At 64.9% G+C, this 24,350-nt stretch carries 24 protein-coding genes; 12 read left to right on the top strand and 12 right to left on the bottom strand.

Annotated elements, in window-relative coordinates; genetic code table 11:
* Positions 1-85 precede the first annotated feature (85 nt).
* From ASG57_RS38520 to ASG57_RS00580, 4 genes are read right to left on the bottom strand one after another with little or no spacing between them, the layout of a single operon-like run.
* Positions 86-256: a hypothetical protein gene (locus tag ASG57_RS38520; protein WP_196232358.1), complete on the bottom strand. Its 171-nt coding sequence runs from the start codon at positions 254-256 to the stop codon at positions 86-88.
* A 23-nt stretch (positions 257-279) separates the two neighbouring features.
* Entirely contained in the window at positions 280-843 is a 564-nt protein-coding gene (locus ASG57_RS00590; protein WP_024338083.1) for an isochorismatase family protein, read from the bottom strand.
* Between the two features lie 25 nt (positions 844-868).
* Positions 869-1,489, bottom strand: coding sequence for a GNAT family N-acetyltransferase (locus tag ASG57_RS00585; protein ID WP_024338084.1), 621 nt, complete (start codon positions 1,487-1,489; stop codon positions 869-871).
* A complete protein-coding gene (locus ASG57_RS00580) occupies positions 1,476-2,093 on the bottom strand; it encodes a hypothetical protein (protein WP_024338085.1) in 618 nt (205 codons plus the stop codon). The genes ASG57_RS00585 and ASG57_RS00580 overlap by 14 nt, the downstream gene beginning before the upstream one ends.
* Positions 2,094-2,164: 71 nt before the next feature.
* On the opposite strand from ASG57_RS00580, the gene ASG57_RS00575 reads away from it, so the two are divergent.
* Positions 2,165-3,205, top strand: coding sequence for a LysR family transcriptional regulator (locus ASG57_RS00575; RefSeq protein ID WP_024338086.1), 1,041 nt, complete (start codon positions 2,165-2,167; stop codon positions 3,203-3,205).
* Between the two features lie 18 nt (positions 3,206-3,223).
* Here the strand turns inward: ASG57_RS00575 and ASG57_RS00570 are convergent, their stop codons facing one another.
* Complete coding sequence (locus ASG57_RS00570) at positions 3,224-4,381, bottom strand: autotransporter outer membrane beta-barrel domain-containing protein (RefSeq protein WP_024338087.1); 1,158 nt, start codon at positions 4,379-4,381, stop codon at positions 3,224-3,226.
* Between the two features lie 378 nt (positions 4,382-4,759).
* Between ASG57_RS00570 and ASG57_RS00565 the strand changes: the two genes are divergently transcribed.
* On the top strand, positions 4,760-4,966 hold the full coding sequence (locus ASG57_RS00565; protein ID WP_024338088.1) for a cold-shock protein: 207 nt from the start codon (positions 4,760-4,762) through the stop codon (positions 4,964-4,966).
* Positions 4,967-5,054: 88 nt separating this feature from the next.
* Here ASG57_RS00565 and purN read toward each other — a convergent pair whose 3' ends face one another.
* Both purN and purM read right to left on the bottom strand, forming a co-directional pair.
* A complete protein-coding gene (purN, locus tag ASG57_RS00560; protein ID WP_024338089.1) occupies positions 5,055-5,708 on the bottom strand; it encodes a phosphoribosylglycinamide formyltransferase in 654 nt (217 codons plus the stop codon).
* A 14-nt stretch (positions 5,709-5,722) separates the two neighbouring features.
* Positions 5,723-6,796, bottom strand: a complete 1,074-nt coding sequence (gene purM, locus ASG57_RS00555; protein WP_024338090.1) for a phosphoribosylformylglycinamidine cyclo-ligase — start codon at positions 6,794-6,796, stop codon at positions 5,723-5,725.
* A gap of 156 nt (positions 6,797-6,952) precedes the next feature.
* Between purM and ASG57_RS00550 the strand changes: the two genes are divergently transcribed.
* The 7 genes from ASG57_RS00550 (at position 6,953) to ASG57_RS00520 (ending at position 16,898) form a co-directional block, all read left to right on the top strand.
* Positions 6,953-7,495, top strand: coding sequence for a CDP-alcohol phosphatidyltransferase family protein (locus tag ASG57_RS00550; RefSeq protein WP_024338091.1), 543 nt, complete (start codon positions 6,953-6,955; stop codon positions 7,493-7,495).
* A 139-nt stretch (positions 7,496-7,634) separates the two neighbouring features.
* The gene (locus ASG57_RS00545; RefSeq protein WP_024338092.1) at positions 7,635-8,312 is read left to right on the top strand and encodes a P-loop NTPase family protein; all 678 of its coding nucleotides are present in this window, start codon (positions 7,635-7,637) and stop codon (positions 8,310-8,312) included.
* A 154-nt stretch (positions 8,313-8,466) separates the two neighbouring features.
* Positions 8,467-10,656, top strand: a complete 2,190-nt coding sequence (locus ASG57_RS00540) for an RNA degradosome polyphosphate kinase (protein WP_024338093.1) — start codon at positions 8,467-8,469, stop codon at positions 10,654-10,656.
* Positions 10,657-10,671: 15 nt separating this feature from the next.
* The gene (gene ppx / locus ASG57_RS00535; RefSeq protein WP_057195491.1) at positions 10,672-12,174 is read left to right on the top strand and encodes an exopolyphosphatase; all 1,503 of its coding nucleotides are present in this window, start codon (positions 10,672-10,674) and stop codon (positions 12,172-12,174) included.
* 207 nt (positions 12,175-12,381) lie between these two features.
* A complete protein-coding gene (locus ASG57_RS00530; RefSeq protein WP_024338095.1) occupies positions 12,382-13,515 on the top strand; it encodes an efflux RND transporter periplasmic adaptor subunit in 1,134 nt (377 codons plus the stop codon).
* Positions 13,516-16,590: an efflux RND transporter permease subunit gene (locus tag ASG57_RS00525; RefSeq protein WP_024338096.1), complete on the top strand. Its 3,075-nt coding sequence runs from the start codon at positions 13,516-13,518 to the stop codon at positions 16,588-16,590.
* Positions 16,587-16,898 (top strand): DUF3240 family protein, encoded by a 312-nt coding sequence (locus ASG57_RS00520; protein WP_024338097.1) that lies wholly within the window; start codon positions 16,587-16,589, stop codon positions 16,896-16,898. The genes ASG57_RS00525 and ASG57_RS00520 overlap by 4 nt, the downstream gene beginning before the upstream one ends.
* A 377-nt stretch (positions 16,899-17,275) precedes the next feature.
* On the opposite strand, the gene ASG57_RS00515 is transcribed toward ASG57_RS00520, so the two are convergent.
* The gene (locus tag ASG57_RS00515; RefSeq protein ID WP_024338098.1) at positions 17,276-18,136 is read right to left on the bottom strand and encodes a TerC family protein; all 861 of its coding nucleotides are present in this window, start codon (positions 18,134-18,136) and stop codon (positions 17,276-17,278) included.
* A gap of 44 nt (positions 18,137-18,180) precedes the next feature.
* Positions 18,181-18,603 carry a nucleoside-diphosphate kinase gene (gene ndk / locus ASG57_RS00510; RefSeq protein ID WP_024338099.1) on the bottom strand — a complete coding sequence of 141 codons (423 nt, stop codon included), beginning with the start codon at positions 18,601-18,603 and terminating at the stop codon, positions 18,181-18,183.
* A 306-nt stretch (positions 18,604-18,909) separates the two neighbouring features.
* Here ndk and ASG57_RS00505 point away from each other — a divergent pair, with 306 nt between their 5' ends.
* The 3 genes from ASG57_RS00505 (at position 18,910) to ASG57_RS00500 (ending at position 21,445) form a co-directional block, all read left to right on the top strand.
* The gene (locus tag ASG57_RS00505) at positions 18,910-19,155 is read left to right on the top strand and encodes a hypothetical protein (RefSeq protein ID WP_024338100.1); all 246 of its coding nucleotides are present in this window, start codon (positions 18,910-18,912) and stop codon (positions 19,153-19,155) included.
* Positions 19,156-19,365: 210 nt separating this feature from the next.
* On the top strand, positions 19,366-19,539 hold the full coding sequence (locus tag ASG57_RS38515) for a hypothetical protein (protein ID WP_196232359.1): 174 nt from the start codon (positions 19,366-19,368) through the stop codon (positions 19,537-19,539).
* Positions 19,540-19,585: 46 nt separating this feature from the next.
* Complete coding sequence (locus ASG57_RS00500) at positions 19,586-21,445, top strand: ABC-F family ATP-binding cassette domain-containing protein (protein WP_024338101.1); 1,860 nt, start codon at positions 19,586-19,588, stop codon at positions 21,443-21,445.
* A 70-nt stretch (positions 21,446-21,515) separates the two neighbouring features.
* On the opposite strand, the gene ASG57_RS00495 is transcribed toward ASG57_RS00500, so the two are convergent.
* From ASG57_RS00495 to ASG57_RS00485, 3 genes are all read right to left on the bottom strand, one after another.
* Positions 21,516-22,001, bottom strand: a complete 486-nt coding sequence (locus ASG57_RS00495; protein WP_024338102.1) for a hypothetical protein — start codon at positions 21,999-22,001, stop codon at positions 21,516-21,518.
* A gap of 165 nt (positions 22,002-22,166) precedes the next feature.
* Entirely contained in the window at positions 22,167-22,619 is a 453-nt protein-coding gene (locus ASG57_RS00490; protein ID WP_024338103.1) for a DNA polymerase III subunit chi, read from the bottom strand.
* 6 nt (positions 22,620-22,625) lie between these two features.
* Positions 22,626-24,125 carry a leucyl aminopeptidase gene (locus ASG57_RS00485; RefSeq protein WP_024338104.1) on the bottom strand — a complete coding sequence of 500 codons (1,500 nt, stop codon included), beginning with the start codon at positions 24,123-24,125 and terminating at the stop codon, positions 22,626-22,628.
* Positions 24,126-24,350 lie beyond the last annotated feature (225 nt).

Here is a 24,350-nt window from a genome sequence, read left to right as displayed (position 1 = left end):
AAACTTGCAACGCTAATTCGTCGGCAGCAGCCGCCCAGCAGCGATGCACAAAGCCGCACACGGCCGGCCCGCGCCGCGGCAGCCCTCACGCCGCGCCGTCGTCGTCCCCACCGTCGGTGGCGGCACCGGCTTCCCTCACCTCCACCAGGGCCATCGAGAGCAAATAGGCCGTCGTACGAAGACCAAGCCTGCGCGCCCTCTCGGCGGCACGCGACAGATCGTTCGCCAGCTCCCTGAGTTCGTCTCCCCGTGACAATCCCTCACCCCGTCGGCGGCCACCTAAACCGCAACAGCGCCGCTGGTTCTGATCAGTTCGGCGCTGGACTGGACTGTAGCAAAATTCCCGATGACATTCACCACCGCATTCCTGTAGGCGGCTGCATCATCCGTGCCCGGCTGCCGGCAAGCCACGGCGTCAATGACCACTTGGTAGCGGTGACTGCGGTGAAACCCGTCAACGGCCGTGGCCAGGATGGTCTCGTCCAGCGAGAAGCCGATCAGAACGCACCGCATCGCCCGGATACTGGACATATGATCCACGAACCGCGCCGAGCTGTAGGCCGACGGCAGTGGATGCTCGAACGTCATCTCTCCCGGGTGCGGCTTGGTTTCTGCGATCCAATCGGTCAGCCTGGATGCCGGATTGAACCAAGCCGCCTGTGCGATACGCTTCAGATGCATCACCGGCCACAGATTGCTGCGCCACAGCATCAGGAGTTCCAGGCAGCGCGCCATTGCCGCATCGCCGTCAAAGATGACATGGCGGCGGCCGGGGGTCAGATATTCGACCTGAAGATCCGCACAGATCAGGATCGGCGGATCATCATGGATGGACGTCAGCATTGTGTTGCGCAGAGCTGCACCAGTTTCAGCGGTCGGCGAGTGCGAGGTCCCGCAGCGGCGAGGTCACCGCCCGCCCCGCCGAGGCATCGAGGACGCCGGGCCGATCCCAATCGCCCTCAGGACGGATGATCACATAGGGATCGCTGTCTAGCGTGATGGCGTCCGGGCCGGGCTCGATCTCCAGCAACATCTCCGTATAGGAAAAATCCGAGAAGGTGATCTTGCGGTTGTGACCGAGCGGCTTGGCGCCGAAATGGGCCCAGAAATCGACCAGCCGGTCCTGCGCCTGGCCATAGATCTTGCGAAAACCCTTGCGCTTCACATAGTCGACACTGGCCTGCACCAGCTTGAACGAAACGCGTGAGCGGCGGTATTGGTGCCGCACTGCCAGGCGTTCCACCTTGGCGAAATCGCCGAAGAAGCGCACCCGCAGGCAGCCCGCGGGCTCATTACCGACGAAGCCGATGAAATGCGCGGCGACCATGTCGTTACCGTCGAACTCCTCCTCGAAGGGACAATCCTGCTCGGCGAGATAGACCGCCGAGCGGATGGCGGTCACCAGCATGAGATCATTTGGATCGCGCGCGAGGCGGATGGTGATCGCGCGGGAACAAGGCTTGGCGACAGGAATCCTAGTACCGTGCATCTGCAAAGCTCCTTGATTGGATCATCGCGCCCGGCATGCGCATCGGCTGCCGATGCCAGGGACGCTCGTAACACCACAGGTCGGGTTGAAAGCTCGGAACGGGCGCAAAGCCCGTCGCCCTCATGATGTCGCGTCCGGCCACCGTTGAGGGCTGCGCATAGCAATCCGCGCCGCGAAACCTTATCTGCCTGAGATGAGCCGCGGCCTTGCCGAGACCGGCGATGCCGCGCCCCGTGGCGGCGATCGCCCAGATGTAGATAGCAGCGACGTCCTCGTTCGCCGACGCGAGATAACGCGTCTCCGGCGCGGTGAGGCAGATCTCGTCGAGCAGCAGCGCATCGTGGCCGCGGTCATTGAGAAACAAGAAGGCCATGCCGCCGACGAGCTTGCCTTTCCGGCTGAACGTCAAAATGCTTTGAGGATCGAGAGTGAAGTATCGCGCAAGCTCCACCGTTCCGATCTGCACGCCCGGCACCAGCCGGCGCGCCATTTCCGAAAGTGTCGCAATTTCGGAAAATTGCGCACAGCGAACGTCGACATCCGGGCTCAGCGGCAAGGCATCGAAATCATGCCTTGCGGCAAACGAGCCCCTTTCCATACTCATATCACGCCTCTATCGTTCGAGGCTTTCGTGCCCCGCTATGGCCATGAGCTTAGCGGCTGGGGATCAGGAGTATGCAGCAGTTATTGCACCGGGGTGCTGCGATGATGCAGCACCGTGAAGAAGCCCTGGATGCGTCCTGGGACGATTTGAAGCTGTTTTTAGCGTGCGCAAAATACAAAAGTTTTCGCAATGCGGCCGAAGAGCTCGGCCTCACCTCCACGACCCTGATGCGCCGCATCGACCGGCTGGAAGAGAGCATCGGGTGCAAGCTGTTCCTGCGCGACCAGAGCGGACTCACGCTCAGCGATGAAGGCACCGCGATGATCGCCGACGTTGCACATATGGAGCGTCATGCCTTCAACGTCTTCCGCCGCGCCTCGCGATCGTCGAGCGACACGTCAGGCACCGTGCGCGTCGCTGTGACGGAAGGCCCCGGCAATTTCTGGATCCTGCCACGACTGATCGATTTCCAGAAGACCTACCGCAAGATCACGGTCGATCTGCGTTGCGCGATGGAGCAGGCCGACGTCGCGCGGCTTGAATCGGACATTGCCATCCAGCTCGAACCGCCGACCAATCCCGACCTGATCGTTGCCAAGCTCGGCCGCCTGCACATCTATCCTTTCGTCTCCAAGGAGTACCAGAACCTCTACGGCGTCCCGGCGACGCTCGCTGAGCTGAAGAACCATCGCATCATCAAGCAGAGCGCGCCGCAGGTCGACGACGGCGCCTATGCTCGCGTGCTCGGATTGAACTCGCTCGAGGGCATCGTCGGGATCAAGACCAATTCGTCGGTCGGCGTGCTCTACGCCGTCGAGCGCGGCGCCGGCATCGGCTTCCTGCCGACCGTGTCGATCGCGCTCGGCGCGCCGCTCGTGGCCGTCGATCTCGGCGTCAGCCACCACGCCGATCTGTGGCTGACCTATCACAAGGAGTTCCGCAGCTCCGAACGTCACAAGATCGTAGTCGACTGGCTGAAGAAGATCTTCGATGCCAGGACCTATCCCTGCTTCCGCGACGAGTTCATCCATCCGGACGCGCTGGTGCCGATGATGACGGCTGCGCGCGAAGGGTTTGGTTTGGCAGGCTATGTTGCGGCGACGCCGACCTGAACGCAGGCGAGCGTCGGCTCACCATTTGTATTCGAAGCCGGCCGTGCCCTGATGCGAGGTCAGTTCGTTGCGGAACTTGCCGTCGTAATTGACGTAAAGCCGTGCCACGTTGGTCAGGCTGAGCGAGGCCGAGGCACCGGCATCCATGCCGTAGCGGCTCTCGCCGATGCCGGGGACAATGATGCTCTGGGCGCCCAGGCTGACCTGAACCGACCCCAGATCCTGGTAAAAATTGTCGACGAACTTGCCGTAGGCCGAAAGGTCCAGAACCTTCTGCTCAATGATGAAATAGCGGCCGACCTCCGCCCCGATCATCACACGCGCGCGAGAGAGCGCCGTTGAGCCGACGTTGAGCGGGGCGAGGCCGCCGGCCTCCTGAAACGCGGCGCTCGTGGCGCGCACATATTCGAGCGCGCCCTTGGGCACGATGCGCATCTGGTCCTTGGTCCAGTAATAGCTGATCTCGGTCAGCGCGCCGTCAACGGCGGCGCGATAGCCCGCGGTCGCAAGGCCGAGGCCGGTGTCGCGGGAGGAATGAACCTTGCCGAAGCCGTGCACCACGGCAAAGGCCCAAGTCCAGGGGCCCTTGTCGGCCGAGCCGCTGAAGCCGAGCTGGGTCAGGTCGAGCGTTGCGGATTGCAACGCCAGCGGCACATCGATGTCGGTGTGGCTCTGGTCGATCGAAAAGCCGATGTTGACGCCCGGCGCAAGCCGCGCGCCGAAACCGGCGACGCCGCCAACGGTCTTGCGCTTGTCGCCGACGAAGTCACCTTGCGCATCCGTCCGGACAGAGATTCCGTAGCCCTCGAACCAGGTGCGGTAGCGCGGATCTTCCGTGCTCGCGGACGCGCCGCCGCCGCCGGGATTGGTGCGAAACGCGCGGTTGATACCGCCTGAAGCCTGGTTGCCGAGCCGCTCCAGGAACCCCGAGCCGAGGTTGAGCGCGCTGTTGCCGGCCGACTGATCGTAATTCGTCGACATCGGCGACGGGATCGGGGTCGGTGACGGCGTGGGCGTCGGGGTCGGGGTGGGCGTTGGGCTTTGCGCGAAGCTCGGGGTCGCTGCCGCCATCATCACGACCACCGCGAACGCCATTGCGATCGCAGCCACGATCCGGGGAACGCGGACCAGCCCGATCGTCTGCCGTGTCCCGGAGAGCTGCGCGGCGCAGCGCATGACGATGAATCCCGAAGCAAAGTGGCGGCGCGCGAATACAACACGAACCCGCGGCGCGAGCGGCGATTTGTGCCGAACTACCCGGGAGCGTCAATCGGTCGAAGCGCTGCGACAGGGCCTATTGCCTTCGATTGTGGTTCCGCTGCCACAGGTCGTAAATTGCAGACGAACAGGCCCGCATCGGCCTTGAAATCCGCGCGCAGCTTGCTCGCGCGCGATTTTCATGTTGCAATGCTGGACACAATCGGAATTGGCCGCTGCGCTGTGCGTTTCGCGACGTTGAGACTCAAGACTCGAACAGACTTCCGGAAGCCCGCTTGTGGCGTGGCACGCGAAAAGCGGCCGCGTCTTTTTTGTATCTAGTGGAGGAGACTAGCGATGCCGCAAAAGGGCACCGTCAAATGGTTCAACCCGACCAAGGGCTATGGGTTCATCAAGCCGAACGGCGGCGACAAGGATGTGTTCGTCCACATCTCCGCCGTCGAGCGTGCCGGACTCTCCACCCTCAACGAGAACCAGGTGGTTGAATTCGACCTCGTGGAGAACCGCGGCAAATCATCCGCGGAGAACCTCAAGGTCTCCTGATGTCGCGCAGCGCGCGGGAAATCATGACGTTGCCCCCGGCTTTGCCGGGGGATTTTGTTCTTGGAGGCACCCAGACGCGGAGGGCGCTTCAGCTCACCACCGGCGCAATCAGAAAATTCTCCGACGCCGCGCTGCCCGCCGTCTTGCACACATCGCCCTCGATCCGGACCTTGCCGCTCGCGAGCAGCCGCAGCGCTTCGGGATAGATGCGGTGCTCGACCTCGAGGATGCGTTCCGACAGCGTATCCCCGGTGTCGTGATCGCCGACGGGAACCGCGCCCTGCATCACGATCGGGCCGGCATCGGTCTCGGGGATCACGAAATGCACAGTCGCGCCGGACAACTTCACACCGGCGCGCAAGGCCTGGCCGTGCGGGTCGAGGCCGGGGAAGGACGGCAGCAGCGAGGGGTGGATGTTGAGCATGCGCCCGTACCAGGCCTTGGTGAACTCGGCGGTGAACAGGCGCATGAAGCCGCCAAGACAAATCAGCTCGATGCCGTGCCGATCGAGGGCTGCCTGCAGCACTTTCTCGAATCCGGCGCGGTCCTTGCCGAACGGCTTGCTCTCGATCACCTCAGTCTTCACGCCGCTCGCCCGGGCCCGTTCGAGCCCGGGCGCATCGGCCTTGTTCGAGATGACGAGCGATATCTCCGCCGGAAAATCCGCAGCGGCGGCGGCCCTGATCAGCGCAGCCATGTTGGAGCCGCGCCCGGAGATCAGGATGGCGACCCGGCGCTTCATCACAGCGCCCGTCATTACAGCGCCAGATCGAGGTGGCCGTTATAGACGACCCGATGCTCGCCCTCGGCCGGGATCACGGTGCCGAGCTGCGCCACCGTCTCACCGGCGTCGGTGAAGACCTCGACGACCTGGTCGACCCTATCGGGCTCGACGATCGCGATCATGCCGATCCCGCAATTGAAGGTGCGCAGCATTTCCAGCTCGGCAATGCCCGCCTGCCCGGCCAGCCATTTGAACACCGGCAGCACCGGCAGGCGCGCGAGGTCTATGCCGACGCCGAGGTGCTTCGGCAGCACGCGCGGAATGTTGTCGGTGAAGCCGCCGCCGGTGATGTGGGCGAGCCCCTTCACCGCGCCGGTCTCGCGGATCGCGCGCAGGCAGGACTTGACGTAGAGCTTCGTCGGCGTCAGCAGCGCGCCGCCGAGCGTCATCACGGGCGCGAACGGCGCCTGCGCCGCGAAGCTGAGACCGGATTGCTCGACGATCTTGCGCACCAGTGAGAAGCCATTGGAATGCACGCCCGACGAGGCGAGCCCGATCACGGCATCGCCGGCCGCGATATCCTTGCGCGGCAGCAGCGTGCCGCGCTCTGCAGCGCCGACGGCAAAGCCGCCGAGGTCGTAGTCGCCATCCTTGTAGAGGCCCGGCATCTCGGCCGTCTCGCCGCCGATCAGGGCACAGCCGGATTCGCGGCATCCCTCCGCGACACCAGCGACGATCGCGGCAGCGGCCTCGGGGTCGAGCTTGCCGCAGGCGAAATAATCCAGGAAAAACAGCGGCTCGGCACCTTGCACGACGAGGTCATTGACGCTCATGGCAACGAGATCGACGCCGATGCCGCCGTGCAGCCCGGTCTCGATCGCGATCTTGACCTTGGTGCCGACCCCATCGGTAGCGGCGACAAGGACCGGATCCTTGAAGCCTGCCGCCTTCAGGTCGAACAGGCCGCCGAAGCCGCCGATCTCGGCGTCCGCGCCCGGCCGCGCGGTGGCGCGCACCATCGGCTTGATCAGGTCGACCAGGCGGTTGCCCGCGTCGATATCGACGCCTGAATCGGCGTAAGTGAGCCCGTTTTTGCGGTCGGTCATGCCCGATTTCCAGTGGGTTTGCGGCTGGTTACGTCGAATTCCGGGGACGCGCAATGGCTCGCATGGCGCCCCGCTCTATACTATGTAGATATCAACCGGTTCAGCCTCCCAAGGGGGGCGGATTCGAGGTCAAGCCGGGGCCGGGAAAGCGCTTTCGTGAGTATTCCGAACATCATTACCCTGGGCCGCATCATGCTGGTCCCGATCATTGTCTGGGCCATCGTGTCGAGCCAAATGGAGGTGGCGTTCGCCGTCTTCCTGATTGCCGGCGTCAGCGATGCCGTGGATGGTTTCCTGGCCAAGCGCTTCAACATGACGAGCGAGCTCGGGGCGCTGCTCGATCCGCTCGCGGACAAGGCGCTGCTGGTCTCGATCTACATGGCGCTCGGCATCTGGGGCGCGATACCGCGCTGGATCGTGATCCTGGTGGTCTCCCGCGACATCATGATCGTTGCCGCCGTGATCGTATCCTGGCTGTTCGACCGACCGGTCGAGATGAAGCCGTCGAAGGTGTCCAAGCTCAACACCGTGGCCCAAGTGGCGTTCGCGGCGCTGGTGCTGGCGGCGCTTGCCTTCGGCTTCAAGCCGGCCCCTTATGATATGATCCTGATGGGCCTCGTCACGGTCTTCACGCTCTCCTCCGTGTCGCTCTACCTCGTCGAGTGGCTGCGGCACATGAGTACGATCGAGGCCAAATGAGCCGGGATGCGGCCCCGCAAAAGGCCAAGTCTCGCAAGATCCAGTCTCGCAAGATCAAGGTCTCGCACGAACAAGTGCCGCACGATCAAGTCGAACCCTCTTCAAACGGGCCGGCGCGCCGGCATGGAGCAAAACAAGCGTGGCAGGCCGCGTTCACCCCCGACAATTGGCATTTTCGCTCCCGCATGCGGAGAGCCTCAGCCGGGACAACTTCCTCGAAGGCCCCGCCAATGCGGCCGGTCTCGGCCTGATCGACAGCTGGCCGGAATGGCCGAACCGGATCATGTGGCTGGCCGGTCCCGAGGGAAGCGGCAAGAGCCATCTCGCCGCGATCTGGGCCGAGGAGGCCGGTGCCCGCTCGACCACCGCCAATGCGCTGACCGCCGCCGGGGTCCCCGGTGCGCTCGCCACCGGCGCGCTGGTCGTGGAAGATCTCAGGGCAAACGATTTCGACGAGCGCGCCCTGTTTCACATGATGAATCTCGCCCGCGAGGACGGCGCCTACGTCCTCCTCACCGGACGCGAGGCGCCGGCCTCGCTGGAGATCGAGCTGCGCGACCTGCGCTCGCGTCTGCGTGCCGTGCCGGTGGTCACGCTGCAGCCCCCCGACGACCAGCTCTTTCGCGGCCTCATCGTCAAATTCTGCGCCGACCGCCAGCTCACCGTGGACGAGAGCGTAGTCAGCTACCTCGCCACCCGCCTGGAGCGGTCCTCGGCCGCCGCCCGGCGGGCCGTGGAGCTGCTCGACAGCGAAGCCCTGCGGCTCGGCCGCCCCGTCACCCGGGCGCTGGCCGCCGAGCTCTTGCGGGACGTCTGATTGGCCCGCCAGCCCCCAAGGCGCCTTGAGGCCGCTTGACGGGACCGAGGGGCGGAACATCAATGTCATCGAAACGTCATCGCTGTAACACATGCTCCCCGGGGTTTTGCGCATAAGTCGCAAAGTGAGGCGAGACAGGATGGACCGACTTCTAATGGACTCTGCGCAAACGGTTGAAACGAAAGAAAAACCCCCGGAAGCCGAGGGCTTGCCGGCGATCGCATCCAGCCCCGAACGGTTCATCAACCGCGAGCTGTCCTGGCTGCATTTCAACCGCCGCGTCCTGGAGGAATCGGTCAATCTCAACCACCCCGTGCTGGAGCGGGTGCGGTTCCTCTCGATCTCGGCGAACAATCTCGACGAATTCTTCATGGTCCGCGTCGCCGGCATCAAGGCCCAGGTGCGCGAGGGCATCGCCGAACGCAGCCCCGACGGCCTGACGCCGTCGGAACAGCTCGCGCTGATCAACCGTACCGTCTCCCAGCTCGCCTCCGACCAGCAGGCGATCTGGCGCGACCTGCGCGCCACGCTGGCCGAGGTCGGCATCGTGCTGGTCGACGGCAAGGAGGTCACCAAGGCGGAACGAACCTGGGTCGAGGACTACTTCCTCAACAACGTGTTCCCGCTGCTGACCCCGCTCGCGATCGATCCGGCCCACCCCTTCCCGTTCATTCCGAGCCTCGGCTTCACCATCGCGCTCCAGCTCACGCGCGCCGCCGACGGCAAGCAGATGAACGCGCTGATCCGCATGCCCGGCAAGATCGACCGCTTCATCCGCCTGCCGGCCGAAGGAACGGTGCGCCTGATCTCGCTGGAGCAGGCGACCACCCTGTTCATCAACCGCCTGTTCCCCGGCTACAATCTGCACGGCCAAGGTTCCTTCCGGATCATCCGCGACTCGGAGCTCGAAATCGAAGAAGAGGCGGAAGACCTCGTCCGCCTGTTCGAGACCGCGCTGAAGCGCCGTCGGCGCGGGTCCGTGATCCGGCTCGAGATCGACGCCAAGATGCCGGAGCAGCTGCGCAGCTTCGTGCAGCATGCACTGTCGGCTGCCGACGACGAGGTGTTCCTGGTCGACGGCGTGCTCGCCATGAACGAGCTCTCGCAGCTCACCCGTCTCGACCGGCCGGATCTCGAATTCACCCCCTACGTGCCGCGCCATCCCGAGCGCGTACGCGAGCATGGCGGCGACATCTTTGCCGCGATCCGGCAGAAAGACCTCATCGTCCATCATCCTTACGAGTCCTTCGACGTGGTGGTGCAGTTCCTGCAGCAGGCGACGCGCGATCCCGATGTGGTCGCGATCAAGCAGACGCTCTACCGCACCTCGAACAACTCGCCGATCGTGCGCGCGCTCGCCGAAGCGGCCGAAGCCGGCAAATCCGTCACCGCCCTGATCGAGCTGAAGGCGCGGTTCGACGAAGAAGCCAATATTCGCTGGGCGCGCGATCTCGAGCGCGCCGGCGTGCAGGTGGTCTACGGCTTCCTGGAATTGAAGACGCACGCAAAACTCTCGATGGTGGTGCGCCGCGAGGGCGGCAGCCTCACGACTTACGTTCATACGGGCACCGGCAACTATCACCCGGTCACCGCGCGCATCTACACTGACCTCTCCTACTTCACTTCAGATCCGACCATCGGCCGCGATGCCGCGCGCGTGTTCAACTTCATCACCGGCTATGCCGCTCCGAGCGATCTGGAGAAGATGGCGGTGTCGCCGCTGACCCTGCGCAAGCGCATCATCGAGCACATTCAGGGCGAGACCGCGCATGCCCGGCACGGCCGGCACGGCGCGGTCTGGATGAAGATGAACGCGCTGGTCGATCCTGACATCATCGACGCGCTCTACGAGGCCTCGCAGGCCGGCGTCCAGGTCGAACTCGTGGTGCGTGGCATCTGTTGCCTCAGGCCCGGCATCCCCGGCCTGTCGGAGAACATCCGCGTCAAGTCGATCATCGGGCGATTCCTGGAACATGGCCGAATCTACTGCTTCGGCATGGGCCAGGGCCTGCCGAGCGCGAAGGCGGCTGTGTATATCTCCTCTGCCGACATGATGCCGCGCAATCTCGACCGCCGCGTCGAGGTGTTGTGTCCGCTGCAAAATCCGACGGTGCATCAGCAGGTTCTCGAGCAAATCATGGTCGCGAACCTCAAGGACAATGAGCAGAGCTGGCAGTTGTTGCCGGACGGGTCCTCAACGCGTATGAAGACCGCGAAGGGCGAGGAGCCTTTCAACGTGCACAACTACTTCATGACGAATCCGAGTCTGTCTGGCCGTGGAAAGTCGCTCAAGGAATCCTCGCCGCGTCGTCTCACGCGCCGGAACGAACGCCATCAATCCTGATCGGGGATCTGCGACGTGAAGCAGCCGCGCAAGCGCGGCTCGAGCGTCGCGGTCATCGACATCGGCTCCAACTCGGTCCGTCTCGTCGTCTACGAGGGGCTTTCGCGGAGCCTCATCCCGATCTTCAACGAGAAGACGCTGTGTGGCCTCGGGCGCGAGGTGCAGAGCACCGGTCTGCTCGCGCCGGACGCCGTCGACAAGGCGCTGACCTCGCTCAAGCGTTTCCGTGCGTTGTGCCGCGTGATGCAGGTCGGACGCGTGTTCGCGATCGCGACCGCGGCCTGCCGCGACGCCTCGAACGGCCCCGACTTCATCGCCAAGGCCGAGCGCATCTGCGCGGTGAACATCGAGATCCTGTCGGGCCCGCGCGAGGCGCGGCTGTCGGCGCTCGGCGTGATCTCCGGCATCCACCTTCCGGACGGCATCGTCGGCGACCTCGGCGGCGGCTCGCTCGAGCTGATCGACGTGCGCCGGAACAGCGTGCGCAGCGGCGTGACGCTGCCGCTCGGCGGCCTCGCGCTCCAGGATCTCGCGCATAAATCGCTCAAGCGCGCCGACCACATCGTGCGCGAGGAGCTCGACGGGGTGCCGCAGCTCACCGCGGGCCGCGGCCGCACCTTCTACGCGGTCGGCGGCACCTGGCGCGCCCTGGCGCGCATCCACATCATCCAGAGCGGCTATCCACTCCAGGTGATGCACGGTTATTCGATCTCGGCCGCCGAGGCGCTGGACTTCTCGCGCCGTCTCCGGCGCCTCGTCGCCGCCGACATGCTCGCCGACATCGAGATCGTCGCCGACGCGCGGCGCCCGCTCCTCACCTACGCCGCGCTGGTGCTCGAGCACATCATTCGGGTCGCCAAGCCGAAGACCATCGTGTTCTCGACCTTCGGCGTGCGCGAGGGTCTGCTGCACGAGAAGCTGTCCGAAACCGAACGCGGCAAGGACGGGTTGATCTGCGCGGCCGAGGAGTTGAATCAGCTGCTGTCACGCTCGGCCAAACACGCCCGCGAGCTGATCGCATGGACCGACCGTCTCGTGCGCGTCGTGAAGCTGCGCGAAAGCGAAGAGGATCGCCGCCTGCGCCACACCGCCTGCCTGCTCTCCGATATCGGCTGGCGCGTACATCCCGACCATCGCGGCGAACAAACGCTGAGCCTCGTCGTCAACGGCAATTTCGGCTCGATCACCCACGTCCAGCGCGCCTTCGTCGGCCTGTCGGTGTTCTATCGCTATGCCGGTCTCAGCGAGGAAAACCAGCCGCCGGCCACGATGCAGGGGCTGCTGCCGCCGGCCCAGCTCGAACGCGCGCGCCTGCTGGGCGCCGCATTCCGCGTCGCGCATCTGATCTCGGCGGCGCGTCCGGGTGTCCTGCCTGCTACCCATTTCCGCAGCCGGGGCCGCAATCTGACGCTTGTGTTCGAGCACCGCCTCGGCGATCTCGTGGCCGACCGCGTCGGCAGCCGCTTCCGCCAGCTCGCCCGCCTGATCGGCCGCACCGGCTCGATCGTGAGGCGCTGAAGTGCGAACGAGTCGCAGATGCTGGCGGCAGATCATCCGATCTGACCGCTGCTCGTGATCCAAGCGGCTCAAGGCTGTCGGACCGATCGGCATCAGTACAGCCGTCGTGAAAACCATCGTGTCCTGACAGCGTCGGTTGATGCAAATCAACCCGCCAGCGGCGCATCCGATTAGCCTGCTGCCACTTGTTCCGGACTCAAGTTCGTCATGCAACTCCAACATGGGATTCGGCTTTCCGTCCGCGCCCGGAAAGCGGCCGTCGGCGCTCTGCTTGCGCTCGCTTTGAGTTCTTGGCCTTCGGCGCCGCACGCGCAGGCCGAACTGAAGCTGAGCGATGCACAGGCGCGCAATCTCGGCGTGCGCCTGACCCATCCAGTCGCGGTCCGGACGGATCTGACGCTGCCCTATCCCGTTCAGATCGTGATCCCGACGCAGCAATTGCGGGTCGTGAGCGCGCCCATGGCCGGCATGGTCGCCAATCTCCTGGTCGGGCGCGGTGACCGCGTCTCCGCAGGCCAGCCGCTGGTGACCCTGGAGAGCCCGAGCTTCGTCTCCCAGCAGCGCGATTACCTGCATGCGCTCGCACAGGAGCATCTTGCCAGCCAGCAGCTCAAGCGCAACATGGATCTGTTCGAGGGCAAGGCCGTGCCACAGCGCGTGCTGGAGGCCAGCCAGGCTGAAGCACGCCAGGCCGCTCTCGTCGTCGCCGAGCGGCGCCAGATGCTGCATCTGAGCGGGATGTCCGACGAGGCGATCCTTCGGCTTGGACAGGAGGCGGCCATCAGCGGTACGCTTACGGTCAATGCGCCGCAGACTGCATCCGTGGTCGAGGTCACGGTATCGCCGGGACAGCGGATCGAACAATCCGCGCCGCTCATCAAACTGGCGCGGCTCTCACCGCTATGGGCGGAAATCGCGGTCCCTGCGACGAATATCCGCGCGATCCGCACAGGCGCGAAGGTCGAGATCACCGGCTATTCCACCCCCGGCAAGGTCGTGCTGGTCTCCGAGACCATCGACCCTGCCACCCAGACCATTCTGGTTCGCGCGGAAATCCCCAACGATGGAGAGCTGCATCCCGGTCAGACCACCGCGGCTCGCATCGGCTTTCTCTCCGCAGGCGAAAGCGCGTGGGAAATTCCCTACAATGGGCTGGTGCGTCGTGGCGAGCAGACATCGGTGTTCGTTGCCACGGCCGGCGGCTTCCGGCTCGTACCGGTCAAGCTGGTTGCGGAGGACCAGGACCATGTCGTCATCTCCGGCCACCTTACGGACCAGGACGAGATCGCGATCGGCGGCATCTCGGCACTTCGCGGCATTCTCTCCGGACTGGGGCAATAAATGCTCCGGCGCCTGGTTGCGTTCGCACTTGCGCAGCGACTGTTCGTCCTGCTGAGCGTGTTGCTGGTGGTCGGCGCAGGCGCCGTCCTCCTGCCCGGTCTACCGATCGACGCGTTCCCCGACGTCTCGCCGATCCAGGTCAAGATCATCATGAAGGCGCCGGGCCTGACCCCCGAAGAGGTCGAGCAGCGCATCACGGTCCCTGTCGAGCTCGAACTGCTCGGATTGCCCAACAAGAAGATCCTTCGCTCCACCACGAAATATGCGCTGGCCGACATCACCGTCGATTTCGAGGACGGCACCGACATCTATTGGGCGCGCAACCAGGTGTCGGAGCGGCTGTCGAACATCGCGCGTGACTTCCCCGACGGGGTGAGCGGAGGTCTTGCGCCGATCACGAGCCCCCTGGGCGAAATGTTCATGTTCACCATCGACAGCCCCGAGCTGTCGCTCGCCGAGCGGCGGACCCTGCTCGATTGGGTGATCCGTCCCGCGCTGCGGACAGTCCCAGGGGTTGCGGACGTCAATTCGCTCGGCGGTTATGTCCGAGCCTTCGAGATCGTGCCGCGCAACGATGCGCTCGCCGCGCGCGGCATTTCGTACGACGTGTTTCGTCGCGCGATCGAGGCCAACAGCCGCAACGACGGCGCCGGACGGGTGAACCAGGGCGAAGACAGCGCTCTGGTCAGGATCGAAGGCAGCATCCGCTCGATCGAAGACATCAAGGCAATCGTCGTCGACACCCGCGATGGCGTACCGATCCTGGTCAACGACGTCGCGAGCGTCAAGATCGGGACGCTGACCCGCTATGGCGCGGTCACGTCGGACGGCAACGGCGAGACCGTTGAAGGCCTCGTCCTCGGCTTACGCGGCGCCAACGCCGGCCAGCTCGTCCGCGACGTGCGTGCCCGGCTCGCCGAGCTGCAGCCGGCACTGCCGAAGACCGTTTCCATCAACGTGTTCTACGACCGCAGCCGCCTGGTCAACCGCGCCGTCGGCACGGTGGTGCGAGCGCTCGGCGAGGCCACCGTCCTCGTCATCGTTCTGCTGCTGCTCTTCCTCGGCAACTGGCGGGCCTCGCTGGTAATCGCTCTCAGCCTGCCGCTGGCCATCGTCATCGCGTTGATCGTCATGCGCCTGGTGGGGATGTCGGCCAATCTGATGAGCCTCGGCGGACTTGCGATCGCGATCGGCATGTTGATCGACGCGCTGGTCGTCGTGGTCGAGAACATCGTCGGCCATCTCGGCAAGCAGGAGCCGGGCAAAACCGTTCCACTGATCCACCTGGTGTACCGTTCGGTTTGCGAGGTGCTGGAACCGGTCGCCTCAGGGGTCCTCATCATCATCATCGTGTTCATCCCCCTCCTGACGCTGCAGGGCCTTGAGGGCAAGTTGTTCATCCCGGTCGCGCTGGCCATCATCTTCGCGCTCACCGGTTCGCTGCTGCTGGCGCTCACCGTGGTGCCGGTCTTGACCTCCTACGTGCTCAAGTCCGCGTCGCATCGCGATCCCATGCTGGTCCGTGCGGCGCAACGGGTCTATGCGCCGGCATTGGACTGGGCCTTGAACAACGAGCGCAAGGTGATGGCTGCGGCGGTGATCGGACTGATCGCCGCGGGATTGGCCTATACGAAACTTGGCAAGACCTTCATGCCGACGATGGACGAAGGCGACGTCATCGTCAGCGTGGAAACGCTGCCCTCGGTCAACCTCGACGAGTCGCTCGCCATGAATGCGAGACTCCAAAAGGCACTGCTGGCCGTACCGGACGTTGCCGGCATCGTCGCACGGACCGGCTCGGACGAGCTTGGCCTCGATCCCATGGGTCCGAACCAGACCGACACGTTCCTCGTGCTCAAGCCAGCCGCCGAGAGGCAGACCGACGACCGCGAGGCCCTGTTGCAGAAGCTGCGCGAGGTTCTGACCGGCTTTCCCGGCATCTCGCTCGGCTTCACCCAGCCCATCGACATGCGGGTGCAGGAGATGATCAGCGGCGTGCGCGGCGACGTCGCCGTCAAGATCTTCGGTCCTGATATCGCCAGGCTGAACGAAGCCGCAGCCAAGCTGTCGGCCATCCTGTCCAGCATCGACGGTGCCGAGGACGTCTACACGACGCTGAACGAAGGCGCTCAATACTACACGGTTGCGGTCAATCGCATGGAGGCCGGCCGCCTCGGCCTGACGGTGGATTCGATCGTCAACTCGCTCCGCACTCAGATCGAGGGCAGGACGATCGGCACCGCGCTCGAGGAAGGACGCCGCACGCCGATCCTCGTCCGCGGCAGCGAGACCACCCGGGAAGCGCCGACGCTGCTGGCAAACCTGCCGCTGACGCTCGCTTCAGGGCAGCATGTCGCATTGTCGCAAGTCGCCCGGATCCAGCGCGTGGATGGCCCGGTGAAGATCGACCGCGAGGACGGAGCGCGCATGAGCGTCGTCCGCGCCAACATCCGCGGTCGCGATATGGTCGGATTCGTCGAGGAAGCGCGCCAGAAGGTTGCGATCGAGCTTCCCCTTCCGAACGGCTACCGACTGACCTGGGGCGGGCAGTTCGAGAACCAGCAACGTGCCGCCGCACGCTTGTCCATCGTCGTGCCCATCGCGATCGGCCTGATCTTTCTGCTGCTCTTCACCACGTTCGGGGCCATCCGGCAGGCCTTGCTGGTGCTGGTCAACATCCCCTTTGCGCTGATCGGTGGCGTCTTCGCACTGGTCCTGACGGGTGAGTATCTGTCGGTGCCTGCTTCGGTCGGTTTCATCGCACTGCTCGGCATCGCCGTCCTCAACGGCGTCGTTTTGGTATCCTACTTCAACCAACTCCGCGCCCATGGGTTGAGCGAGGACCGCATCGTCGTCGAAGGTGCCATGCGCAGGCTCCGTCCGGTGCTGATGACCGCGAGCATCACGGCGCTTGGCTTGATCCCGCTGCTGTTCGCGTCCGGGCCAGGATCCGAAGTGCAACGACCGCTCGCCATCGTCGTGATCGGCGGACTGTTGTCCTCCACCATGCTCACTCTGATTCTCCTGCCGATCCTGTATCGCCGCTATGGCGGAGCGCCGAAGGTGGCGAAATGACCGATCAACCGGTCTGTCTCACCCTGATCGTACCGGACCAGCTCCGCGAGGAGCTGCTCGACTATCTCACCGACCAGACCGATCTCGTTTCGGGATTCACGGCAGCGCCCGGTGCCGGTCACGGCGCCGGGGTTCGATTGCAGACGGCCGCCGAACGCGTGAAGGGGCATGCCGACCAGACGGCGGTGCAGATCATCCTGGCGAGGAGCGATGCCAGCAACTTGCTCGATCGGCTGCGAGCCTCATTTGGCGGTACCAAGCTCGTCTATTGGATCCTGCCGGTGACGGAGTTCGGCACGATCGATTGACCGCCTCAGAAATCCGTCGCCATCGACAAGAGCAGGGTTCGCGGCGCGCCTTGCGCCAGCGCGGAGAAGCTCGCCACGCCGGACCAATAGTTGGTATCACGGAGGCCGCGAATGCCGTCGGGCTGGAGACCCCGGCGAGCGCTTTGACGGCGGACGCCAGAATGGCAATGGGAGGGCAAATGACTCTCGACGACATCTCGCGGCGGCTTCCGGTTTGATTGATACCGGAGCGAGGTGCCGCGGGAACAGCCGGCGAGTCAAAGAAAGTGTGTTTATTTTCAGTAGCTTAGAATAAGATAAGATCTAAACATGGGGAGAAGCGCGCGACTGGCTGCCGAATATAGCCGCGCGGCATCTGTAGATCGCTGCCGTCAAATTCACTCGGCCGAGGCCCTGGCGTGGTGCTCGGAAGATTCGAGGGCTGTCCGCATCAGGCTGCGGCGGCGCCAGATGAAACCGACCACCAGCACGACGATGACGCCGAGCACCGCACAGAAATATTCGCCGCCTCCTCCGCCATGGCCGAACTGCGGCGGAATGCGCAGCGCGCCGAGCATGCCGTCGAGGGAGGCGCCGAGCGGGCCGTCGAACAGCGTGTGCAGCTTCGGCGCGATGCCTGGATCGGTCGCGATCACCTCGCCTGCGACCCAGCCGAGCAGCGCTGCACCGGCCCAGACCAGGACCGGGAGCTTCGCGAGGAGCGCCATGATCAGCGCGGCGCCGGCCACGATCAGCGGTACGCTGATGGCAAGGCCGAGGATCAAGAGCGGCACGCTGCCATTGGCCGCGGCGGCGACGGCAATGACGTTGTCCAGACTCATGACGATGTCGGCGACCACGACGATCTGGATCGCGTGCCACAAATGCGCGCCCGATTCGACGTCGTCCTCGTCCTCGTTTTCCGGCACCAGGAGCTTGGCCGCGATCACGATCAGCGCGAGACCGCCGGCCAGCTTGAGGTACGGCAGGCCCATCAGGCTGGCGACGATGCCGGTGAAGATGATCCGCAGCATCACGGCTGCGCCGGCACCGAAGATCATGCCCCAGAGCCGGTGCCGCGGCGAGAGACCGCGGCAGGCCAGCGCAATCACCAGCGCGTTGTCGCCGGAGAGCAGGATGTTGATCCAGATGATTTTGCCGACCGCAATCCAGAAGGTCGGTTCGGCCATCTCGTTGCGAAACTGGGTGAAGAATGCCCCGATCGTAGCGGGATCGAAGATCTGCCAGAGCCAGCCCACAATTAATCCTTTCGCCCCGTCGTCCTAACCTGTCGCCTGACGGATCAGCCCACGATCTCGTTGCCCGAGAAGAACTGCGCGATCTCGATCGCGGCGGTCTCCGGCGCGTCCGAGCCGTGCACGGAGTTCTCTCCGATCGACTTCGCGTAGAGCTTGCGGACGGTGCCCTCGGCGGCCTTGGCTGGATCGGTGGCGCCCATCACCTCGCGGTACTTGGCGATCGCGCCCTCGCCTTCCAGCACCTGCACCACGACCGGACCCGAAGTCATGAAGTCCACGAGCTCGCCGAAGAACGGGCGCGCCTTGTGGACGGCGTAGAAGGTCTCGGCCTGCTCCCTGGTCATGCGGATGCGCTTCTGCGCGACGATGCGCAGGCCGGCCTTCTCGATCACGGCATTGACCGCACCGGTCAGATTCCGCTCGGTCGCGTCGGGCTTGATGATCGAGAAAGTGCGTTCGATGGCCATAATCTTGTCCTTGGGAGAAAAGCGGTGGTTCGGAGTTGCGGGGCTTATATCGGCGCCTTTGCCATCCGGCAAGCGACCGCCCGTACGGCCGCAATCGCTTCCGTCGGAGGACGGACGCTCGATTCAGCATGGATGACAACAATTTCACCAAGATGAACCCAGTCTGAAACCGCCGTCAGGGTTCGGTTCAGCTTTAGTGGCATAAGGTCGGCCCATCGAAACCGAAGCCTGATCGTCAGGCGGACCGTTTCGGCGGCTTTCCCTTCGGCGCGATGGCCCCGCGCCGGCAGTCTTGAGGAGATCACCATGTGGAGGAAACTTTCGCTTGCCGCCGTCGCCGCGGTCGCGCTGGGTGCCGCACTGGCGCCGACCTCCGCATCCGCTCATTGGCATGGCGGATGGCGTGGCGGCTGGCACCATGGCCACGGCTGGGGCGGACCGCGCTTCTATGTCGGAGGTCCCGTCTCCTACGGTTATGGCGGCTGCTATGTGCGCCGGTTGGTCCCGACCCCGTGGGGACCCCGCTGGCGGCTGATCAACCGCTGCTACTAAGACCGTCAGCACCTTCCCGAGGTACCTGAGCCCCCCGGGTACCTCCAAGAGAAGCCCCGGCGCCCCCCTCGCCGGGGCTTTGCCTTGCACGGACAAGGTGCGCTTCATACAATTTTTGCGAGAATGCCCACCATTCCCCACAGTCGGCGAAACCAATTGGCTAGCAATGACTTGGTACGGTGTCCTTACTTTGAGAACACGGAACCCGCGATGGCTGGCCTTTTTGCCAACGACAGCGAACAGATCGACCGGCGCACCAGCCGCTCGATTTGCGACGCCGTGGGCGAACGGCTCCAGCAGAGTCTGCGACCCGAGCCTCGCCTTCCGACGCACCTCGAGCAGCTCCTCAACGCCTTGAGGCAGCGCGAGCGCGAGCCGCATTGACGGAAAAACGAGTTGCGTTCGAGGCGCCTTGCGGTGACAAGGCCGCATGCTTCTCATCACCGACCTCTCCATCCGTCTCGCCGGACGCCTTCTGATCGACCAGAGTTCCGTGCAGATCACGCCCGGCGCGCGCGTCGGCTTGGTCGGACGCAACGGCACCGGCAAGTCGACGCTGTTCAAGGTGATCCGTGGCGAGCTCGCTGCCGAGCACGGCTCGGTGACCCTGCCCCCACGCTGGCGCATCGGCAGCCTCGCGCAGGAAGCGCCGAACGGCCCCGAGAGCCTGATCTCGGTCGTGCTCAAGGCCGACCTCGAACGCGACGCGCTGCTAACTGAAGCCGAGCACGCGACCGATCCGCACCGGATCGCCGAGATACAGACCCGCCTCGTCGACATCGACGCGCATTCGGCGCCATCGCGCGCCGCCGCGATCCTCTCCGGCCTCGGCTTCTCCGCCGCGGATCAGCTCCGCCCCTGCGCCGAGTTCTCCGGCGGCTGGCGCATGCGCGTCGCGCTTGCCGCAACGCTGTTCGCTGCGCCCGACCTGTTGCTGCTCGACGAGCCCACCAACTATCTCGACCTCGAAGGCACGCTCTGGCTGGAGGATCACCTCGCGCATTATCCGCGCACGGTGATCGTGATCAGCCACGACCGCGACCTCCTGGAAAGCTCGGTCGACCAGATCCTGCATCTCGAGCGCGGCAAGCTCACGCTCTACAAGGGCACCTATTCCTCCTTCGAGGAGCAGCGCGCTGCGCGCGAATTGCTCGACGCGAAGGCGATCAAGCGCCAGGAGGCCGAGCGCGCGCGCCTGCAGGCCTTCGTCGATCGCTTCAAGGCCAAGGCTTCGAAAGCGCGCCAGGCGCAATCGCGTGTGAAGATGCTGGAACGGCTGAAGCCGATCACCGCGCTGGTCACCGAGGACGTGCGCGAGATCAGCTTTCCCGCGCCCGAGAAGATCCTGTCGCCGCCGATCATCGCCGTCGACAATGCCTCGGTCGGCTACGATCCGGCAATGCCGGTGCTGAACCGCGTCACCCTGCGGATCGACAATGACGACCGCATCGCGCTGCTCGGCGCCAACGGCAACGGCAAGTCGACGCTCGTCAAGCTGCTGGCCGGACGTCTCGCGCCGTTCTCCGGCAAGGTGACGCGAGCGGACAAGCTGTCGATCGCCTATTTCGCGCAGCACCAGCTCGACGAGCTCAACGAGGACGCCTCGGCTTACGACCATGTCCGGAAGCTGATGGGCGATGCGCCGGAGGCCAAAGTGCGCGCCCGCGCCGGCGCGATCGGCTTCTCCGGCAAGGCCGCCGACACCAAGGTCGGCAAATTGTCGGGCGGCGAGAAGGCCCGGCTGCTATTGGGCCTTGCGACCTTCTTCGGCCCCAACATGATCATCCTGGACGAGCCGACCAACCATCTCGACATCGACAGCCGCGCGGCGCTTGCGGAAGCGATCAACGAATTTCCCGGCGCGGTGATCATGGTTTCGCACGACCGCTATCTGATCGAGGCCTGCGCCGACCGGCTCTGGATTGTCGCCGACCGCACCGTCACCAACTACGATGGCGACCTCGACGAGTACCGCCGCCTCGTGCTGTCCGCGCGCAACGCGGAAGCGCCGCGCGAACGCAGCGCGGCAAACGACAAGCCGCAGCGACCGAAGTCCGACAATCGCGGCTCGCTGAAGAAGCGCATCGCCGAAGCAGAAACCGAGATCGCCCGCGTGAGCGAGATCATCGCGAAGATCGACACCGCGCTCGCCCTGCCCGACATCTTCACACGCGATCCCAAGCAGGCTGCGCAGCTGTCAAAGGCCCGCGCCAATGCCGCGGAGGCGCTCGCACGAGCTGAAGAGCAGTGGCTCGAGGCGAGCACGCAATTTGATGAGGCGGCGGGGTAGCTAGCGCTTGGTGCCCCGGAGCGGAGGCAAAGCGAAAGCGACGCGCCGCAGAGCCCGGGACACAGAGAGCCTAAGCAGACTTCTTCCTCGGCTTCGCTGCCCTCGGCACCGGCTGCGGTTCGGGATTGCCTTCGATCGAGGACAGGCGGCCGGAGGTGAACGTGTAGATGCCCGCGCGCGGGCCGGTGGCCCAGGTGACGACCGCGACGCGCCGGCCCGCGGCATCGTTGGAAAGATTGACGGTCGAGGGCGCACCGATGCCGCGCACCACGTCGCATTCGGTGTGGCCGAGCGCGACTGTTCCCCCCATCGGCGCGGGTGCAGTCGTCGAGGCATTGGCATCGGCCGGTCCGGGAGGCGGCGTCATGCCGGGACAGGCGCCGTCGGCGCTGACGAGGTCCTCGGGTCCGACCGGCTTATCGGGCGTCAGCGGCGGCGACTCGATCGAGATGTTCTTGATGAAGAGCCGGCCGGGCTTCTGGAACCATGCTGCGTCCTTCGACAACAGATCGGTCCCGCCCGAGCAGCCCGCGACCAGCGGTGCCACGGCGGCCAACGTAATCATGAGCGAGCCGGGAAGCTTTTGATGTCGCACGATAAACTAATTCCCCGCGTGAAGGACCAGCCCTAAACGATTGTCCCAACATCCCTTTGCGGCACGAAGGTGGCCGAAGCCAGCATCGCTCGAAAAGTGCAAATTATCATTAATTGCGAACGGCGGCTAATTGCGCTTCTGCCACCGGCCGCGCTCGTCGGCCTGCCAATAGGTGACATCAAATCCCCGCGCCTTGCAATCCGTCCAGACCGTGCGGGCAATCGCCAGCGCGTCCGGATCGTCGCCATTGAACAGCAGCACCATGCGCTCGTAGCCCTGTGCGTCCTCGGGCAACGCGGCGTTGTCGATCAGGAAGCGGACATTGGCGCCGTTGGGATTGCCCCCCTCGATCGCCAGCACGATGGGCTGATCGGCGGCGTCGTTCACCCGCCACGTCGCGTGCGGCAGGAAGGAATCGTCGCGATAGGTCCACAGATGCGCGTCGAGCGCATCGGCGCGCTCCTCAGAAGTCGACTGCACCACGACGCGCCAGCCGCGCTCGAGCGATTTCTCGAGAAGCGGCGGCAACACATTCTCTACCGTCATGTCTTGCAGATGGTAGAACAGCACTTCAGTCATTTCAGGTCATTTGCGCTCATAATGGTCGGAGACCAGGCGATCGAGCAGGCGGACGCCGTAGCCGCTTCCCCAGCTCTGGTTGATGTCGGTCTTCGGCGCGCCCATGGCGGTGCCCGCGATGTCGAGATGCGCCCAAGGCGTGCCGTCGACGAAGCGCTGGAGGAATTGCGCTGCCGTGATCGAGCCGCCGTGGCGGCCGCCGGTGTTCTTCATGTCGGCAAACTGCGAATCGATCAGCTTGTCGTATTCGGGACCGAGCGGCATCCGCCAGACCTTCTCCCCGCTCTCGATGCCGGCCGTGAGCAGCCGGTCGGCAAGCTCGTCATTGTTGGAGAACATGCCGGCACGCTCGGTGCCGAGCGCCACCATGATCGCGCCGGTCAGCGTCGCCAGATCCACCATGAATTTCGGCTTCACCTTTTTCGCCACGTACCAGAGCACGTCGGCCAGCACGAGGCGGCCCTCCGCATCGGTATTGATGATCTCGATGGTCTGGCCCGACATCGAGGTGACGATGTCGCCCGGCCGCTGCGCGTTGCCGTCGGGCATGTTCTCCACGAGGCCGATGGCGCCGACCACGTTGACCTTGGCCTTACGCGCAGCGAGCGCATGCATCAGGCCGACGACGCAGGCCGCGCCTCCCATGTCGCCCTTCATGTCCTCCATGCTGCCGGCCGGCTTGATCGAGATGCCGCCCGTGTCGAAGCAGACGCCCTTGCCGACGAAAGCAACCGGTGCCTCGCCTTTCTTGCCGCCGTCCCAGCGCATGATCACGGTGCGGCTCGGCCGTGCGGACCCCTGCCCGACGCCGAGCAGCGCGCCCATGCCGAGCTTCTGCATCGCCTTGACGTCGAGCACCTCGACCTTGACGCCGAGCTTGCGGAGCTGAGCCGCGCGGCGCGCGAATTCTTCGGGAAAGAGCACGTTCGGCGGCTCGTTGACGAGATCACGCGCGATGATCACTCCGTCGATGACGTGGCCGGCCGAGACAAACGCCCTCTTCGCTGCACCGGCATCCCCAACCGCAAGCGAGATGTCGGCGCGCAGGCCGCCCTCCTCGCCGTCCTTCTTCCTGGTCTTGTAACGGTCGAACTTGTAGCTGCGCAGCCGCAGGCCCGAGGCGATCGCAACGGCCTGCTCGCTGGTCATGGCACCGCCGGGCAGCTCCGCCATGATGGTCATGGCGCTGGCGCCGGCGGGCAGCTTGCTGGCGGCCACGCCGCCGAACTTGAGGAAATCGTTCGCCTTCAGGCCGGTCGCCTTGCCGGCCCCGATCACGATGAGCCGGGTCGCCTTCACGCCCTCCGGGGCCAGAATGTCCAGCGCAGCCCCGCTCTTACCTTTGAAGGCGGCGGCGGCGGCCGCGCGCTTCACGATCTCGTTGGCGCCCCCCAGCGCCTTGGTCGTGGCCGGGCCGAGTTTCAGGCCATCGTCGCAGAACACGACCACGATGCCACGGGGGGCGGCAGACAACGGGACAAAGCCGACCTTGATGGCATCGGACATGGATAGCTCCTCCAAAACATGGGCTTATCGCGATCGGACGCCCCGCGCGCAGGCGTAGCTGAACGGCGATTCACTGGACATTGTCCACTATGGGCCACTCGCCCAGCAGATGCCAAGCACCCCCGTGGCCGCCGGGCCACAACACGGGAAATATTAACCATATAATGACGGCGCCACGGGGCAGCCATTTTGTTGACGGATCAAAGGGATGCTAGTGAGAGAATA

Source organism: Bradyrhizobium sp. Leaf396 (assembly GCF_001424605.1).
Classification (GTDB): Bacteria; Pseudomonadota; Alphaproteobacteria; order Rhizobiales; family Xanthobacteraceae; genus Bradyrhizobium; species Bradyrhizobium japonicum_C.
Note: the sequence above shows the minus strand (reverse complement) of the source record. Positions and strands in the feature narration are given on the sequence as shown.

Coding starts and splice junctions, on each gene's coding strand:
- ASG57_RS00590 (WP_024338083.1), bottom strand. CDS start 843: ATGCTGACGTCCATCCATGATGATCCGCCGATCCTGATCTGTGCGGAT.
- ASG57_RS00585 (WP_024338084.1), bottom strand. CDS start 1,489: ATGCACGGTACTAGGATTCCTGTCGCCAAGCCTTGTTCCCGCGCGATC.
- ASG57_RS00580 (WP_024338085.1), bottom strand. CDS start 2,093: ATGAGTATGGAAAGGGGCTCGTTTGCCGCAAGGCATGATTTCGATGCC.
- ASG57_RS00575 (WP_024338086.1), top strand. CDS start 2,165: ATGCAGCAGTTATTGCACCGGGGTGCTGCGATGATGCAGCACCGTGAA.
- ASG57_RS00570 (WP_024338087.1), bottom strand. CDS start 4,381: ATGCGCTGCGCCGCGCAGCTCTCCGGGACACGGCAGACGATCGGGCTG.
- ASG57_RS00565 (WP_024338088.1), top strand. CDS start 4,760: ATGCCGCAAAAGGGCACCGTCAAATGGTTCAACCCGACCAAGGGCTAT.
- purN (WP_024338089.1), bottom strand. CDS start 5,708: ATGAAGCGCCGGGTCGCCATCCTGATCTCCGGGCGCGGCTCCAACATG.
- purM (WP_024338090.1), bottom strand. CDS start 6,796: ATGACCGACCGCAAAAACGGGCTCACTTACGCCGATTCAGGCGTCGAT.
- ASG57_RS00540 (WP_024338093.1), top strand. CDS start 8,467: ATGGACTCTGCGCAAACGGTTGAAACGAAAGAAAAACCCCCGGAAGCC.
- ASG57_RS00530 (WP_024338095.1), top strand. CDS start 12,382: ATGCAACTCCAACATGGGATTCGGCTTTCCGTCCGCGCCCGGAAAGCG.
- ASG57_RS00525 (WP_024338096.1), top strand. CDS start 13,516: ATGCTCCGGCGCCTGGTTGCGTTCGCACTTGCGCAGCGACTGTTCGTC.
- ASG57_RS00520 (WP_024338097.1), top strand. CDS start 16,587: ATGACCGATCAACCGGTCTGTCTCACCCTGATCGTACCGGACCAGCTC.
- ndk (WP_024338099.1), bottom strand. CDS start 18,603: ATGGCCATCGAACGCACTTTCTCGATCATCAAGCCCGACGCGACCGAG.
- ASG57_RS00505 (WP_024338100.1), top strand. CDS start 18,910: ATGTGGAGGAAACTTTCGCTTGCCGCCGTCGCCGCGGTCGCGCTGGGT.
- ASG57_RS38515 (WP_196232359.1), top strand. CDS start 19,366: ATGGCTGGCCTTTTTGCCAACGACAGCGAACAGATCGACCGGCGCACC.
- ASG57_RS00500 (WP_024338101.1), top strand. CDS start 19,586: ATGCTTCTCATCACCGACCTCTCCATCCGTCTCGCCGGACGCCTTCTG.
- ASG57_RS00490 (WP_024338103.1), bottom strand. CDS start 22,619: ATGACTGAAGTGCTGTTCTACCATCTGCAAGACATGACGGTAGAGAAT.
- ASG57_RS00485 (WP_024338104.1), bottom strand. CDS start 24,125: ATGTCCGATGCCATCAAGGTCGGCTTTGTCCCGTTGTCTGCCGCCCCC.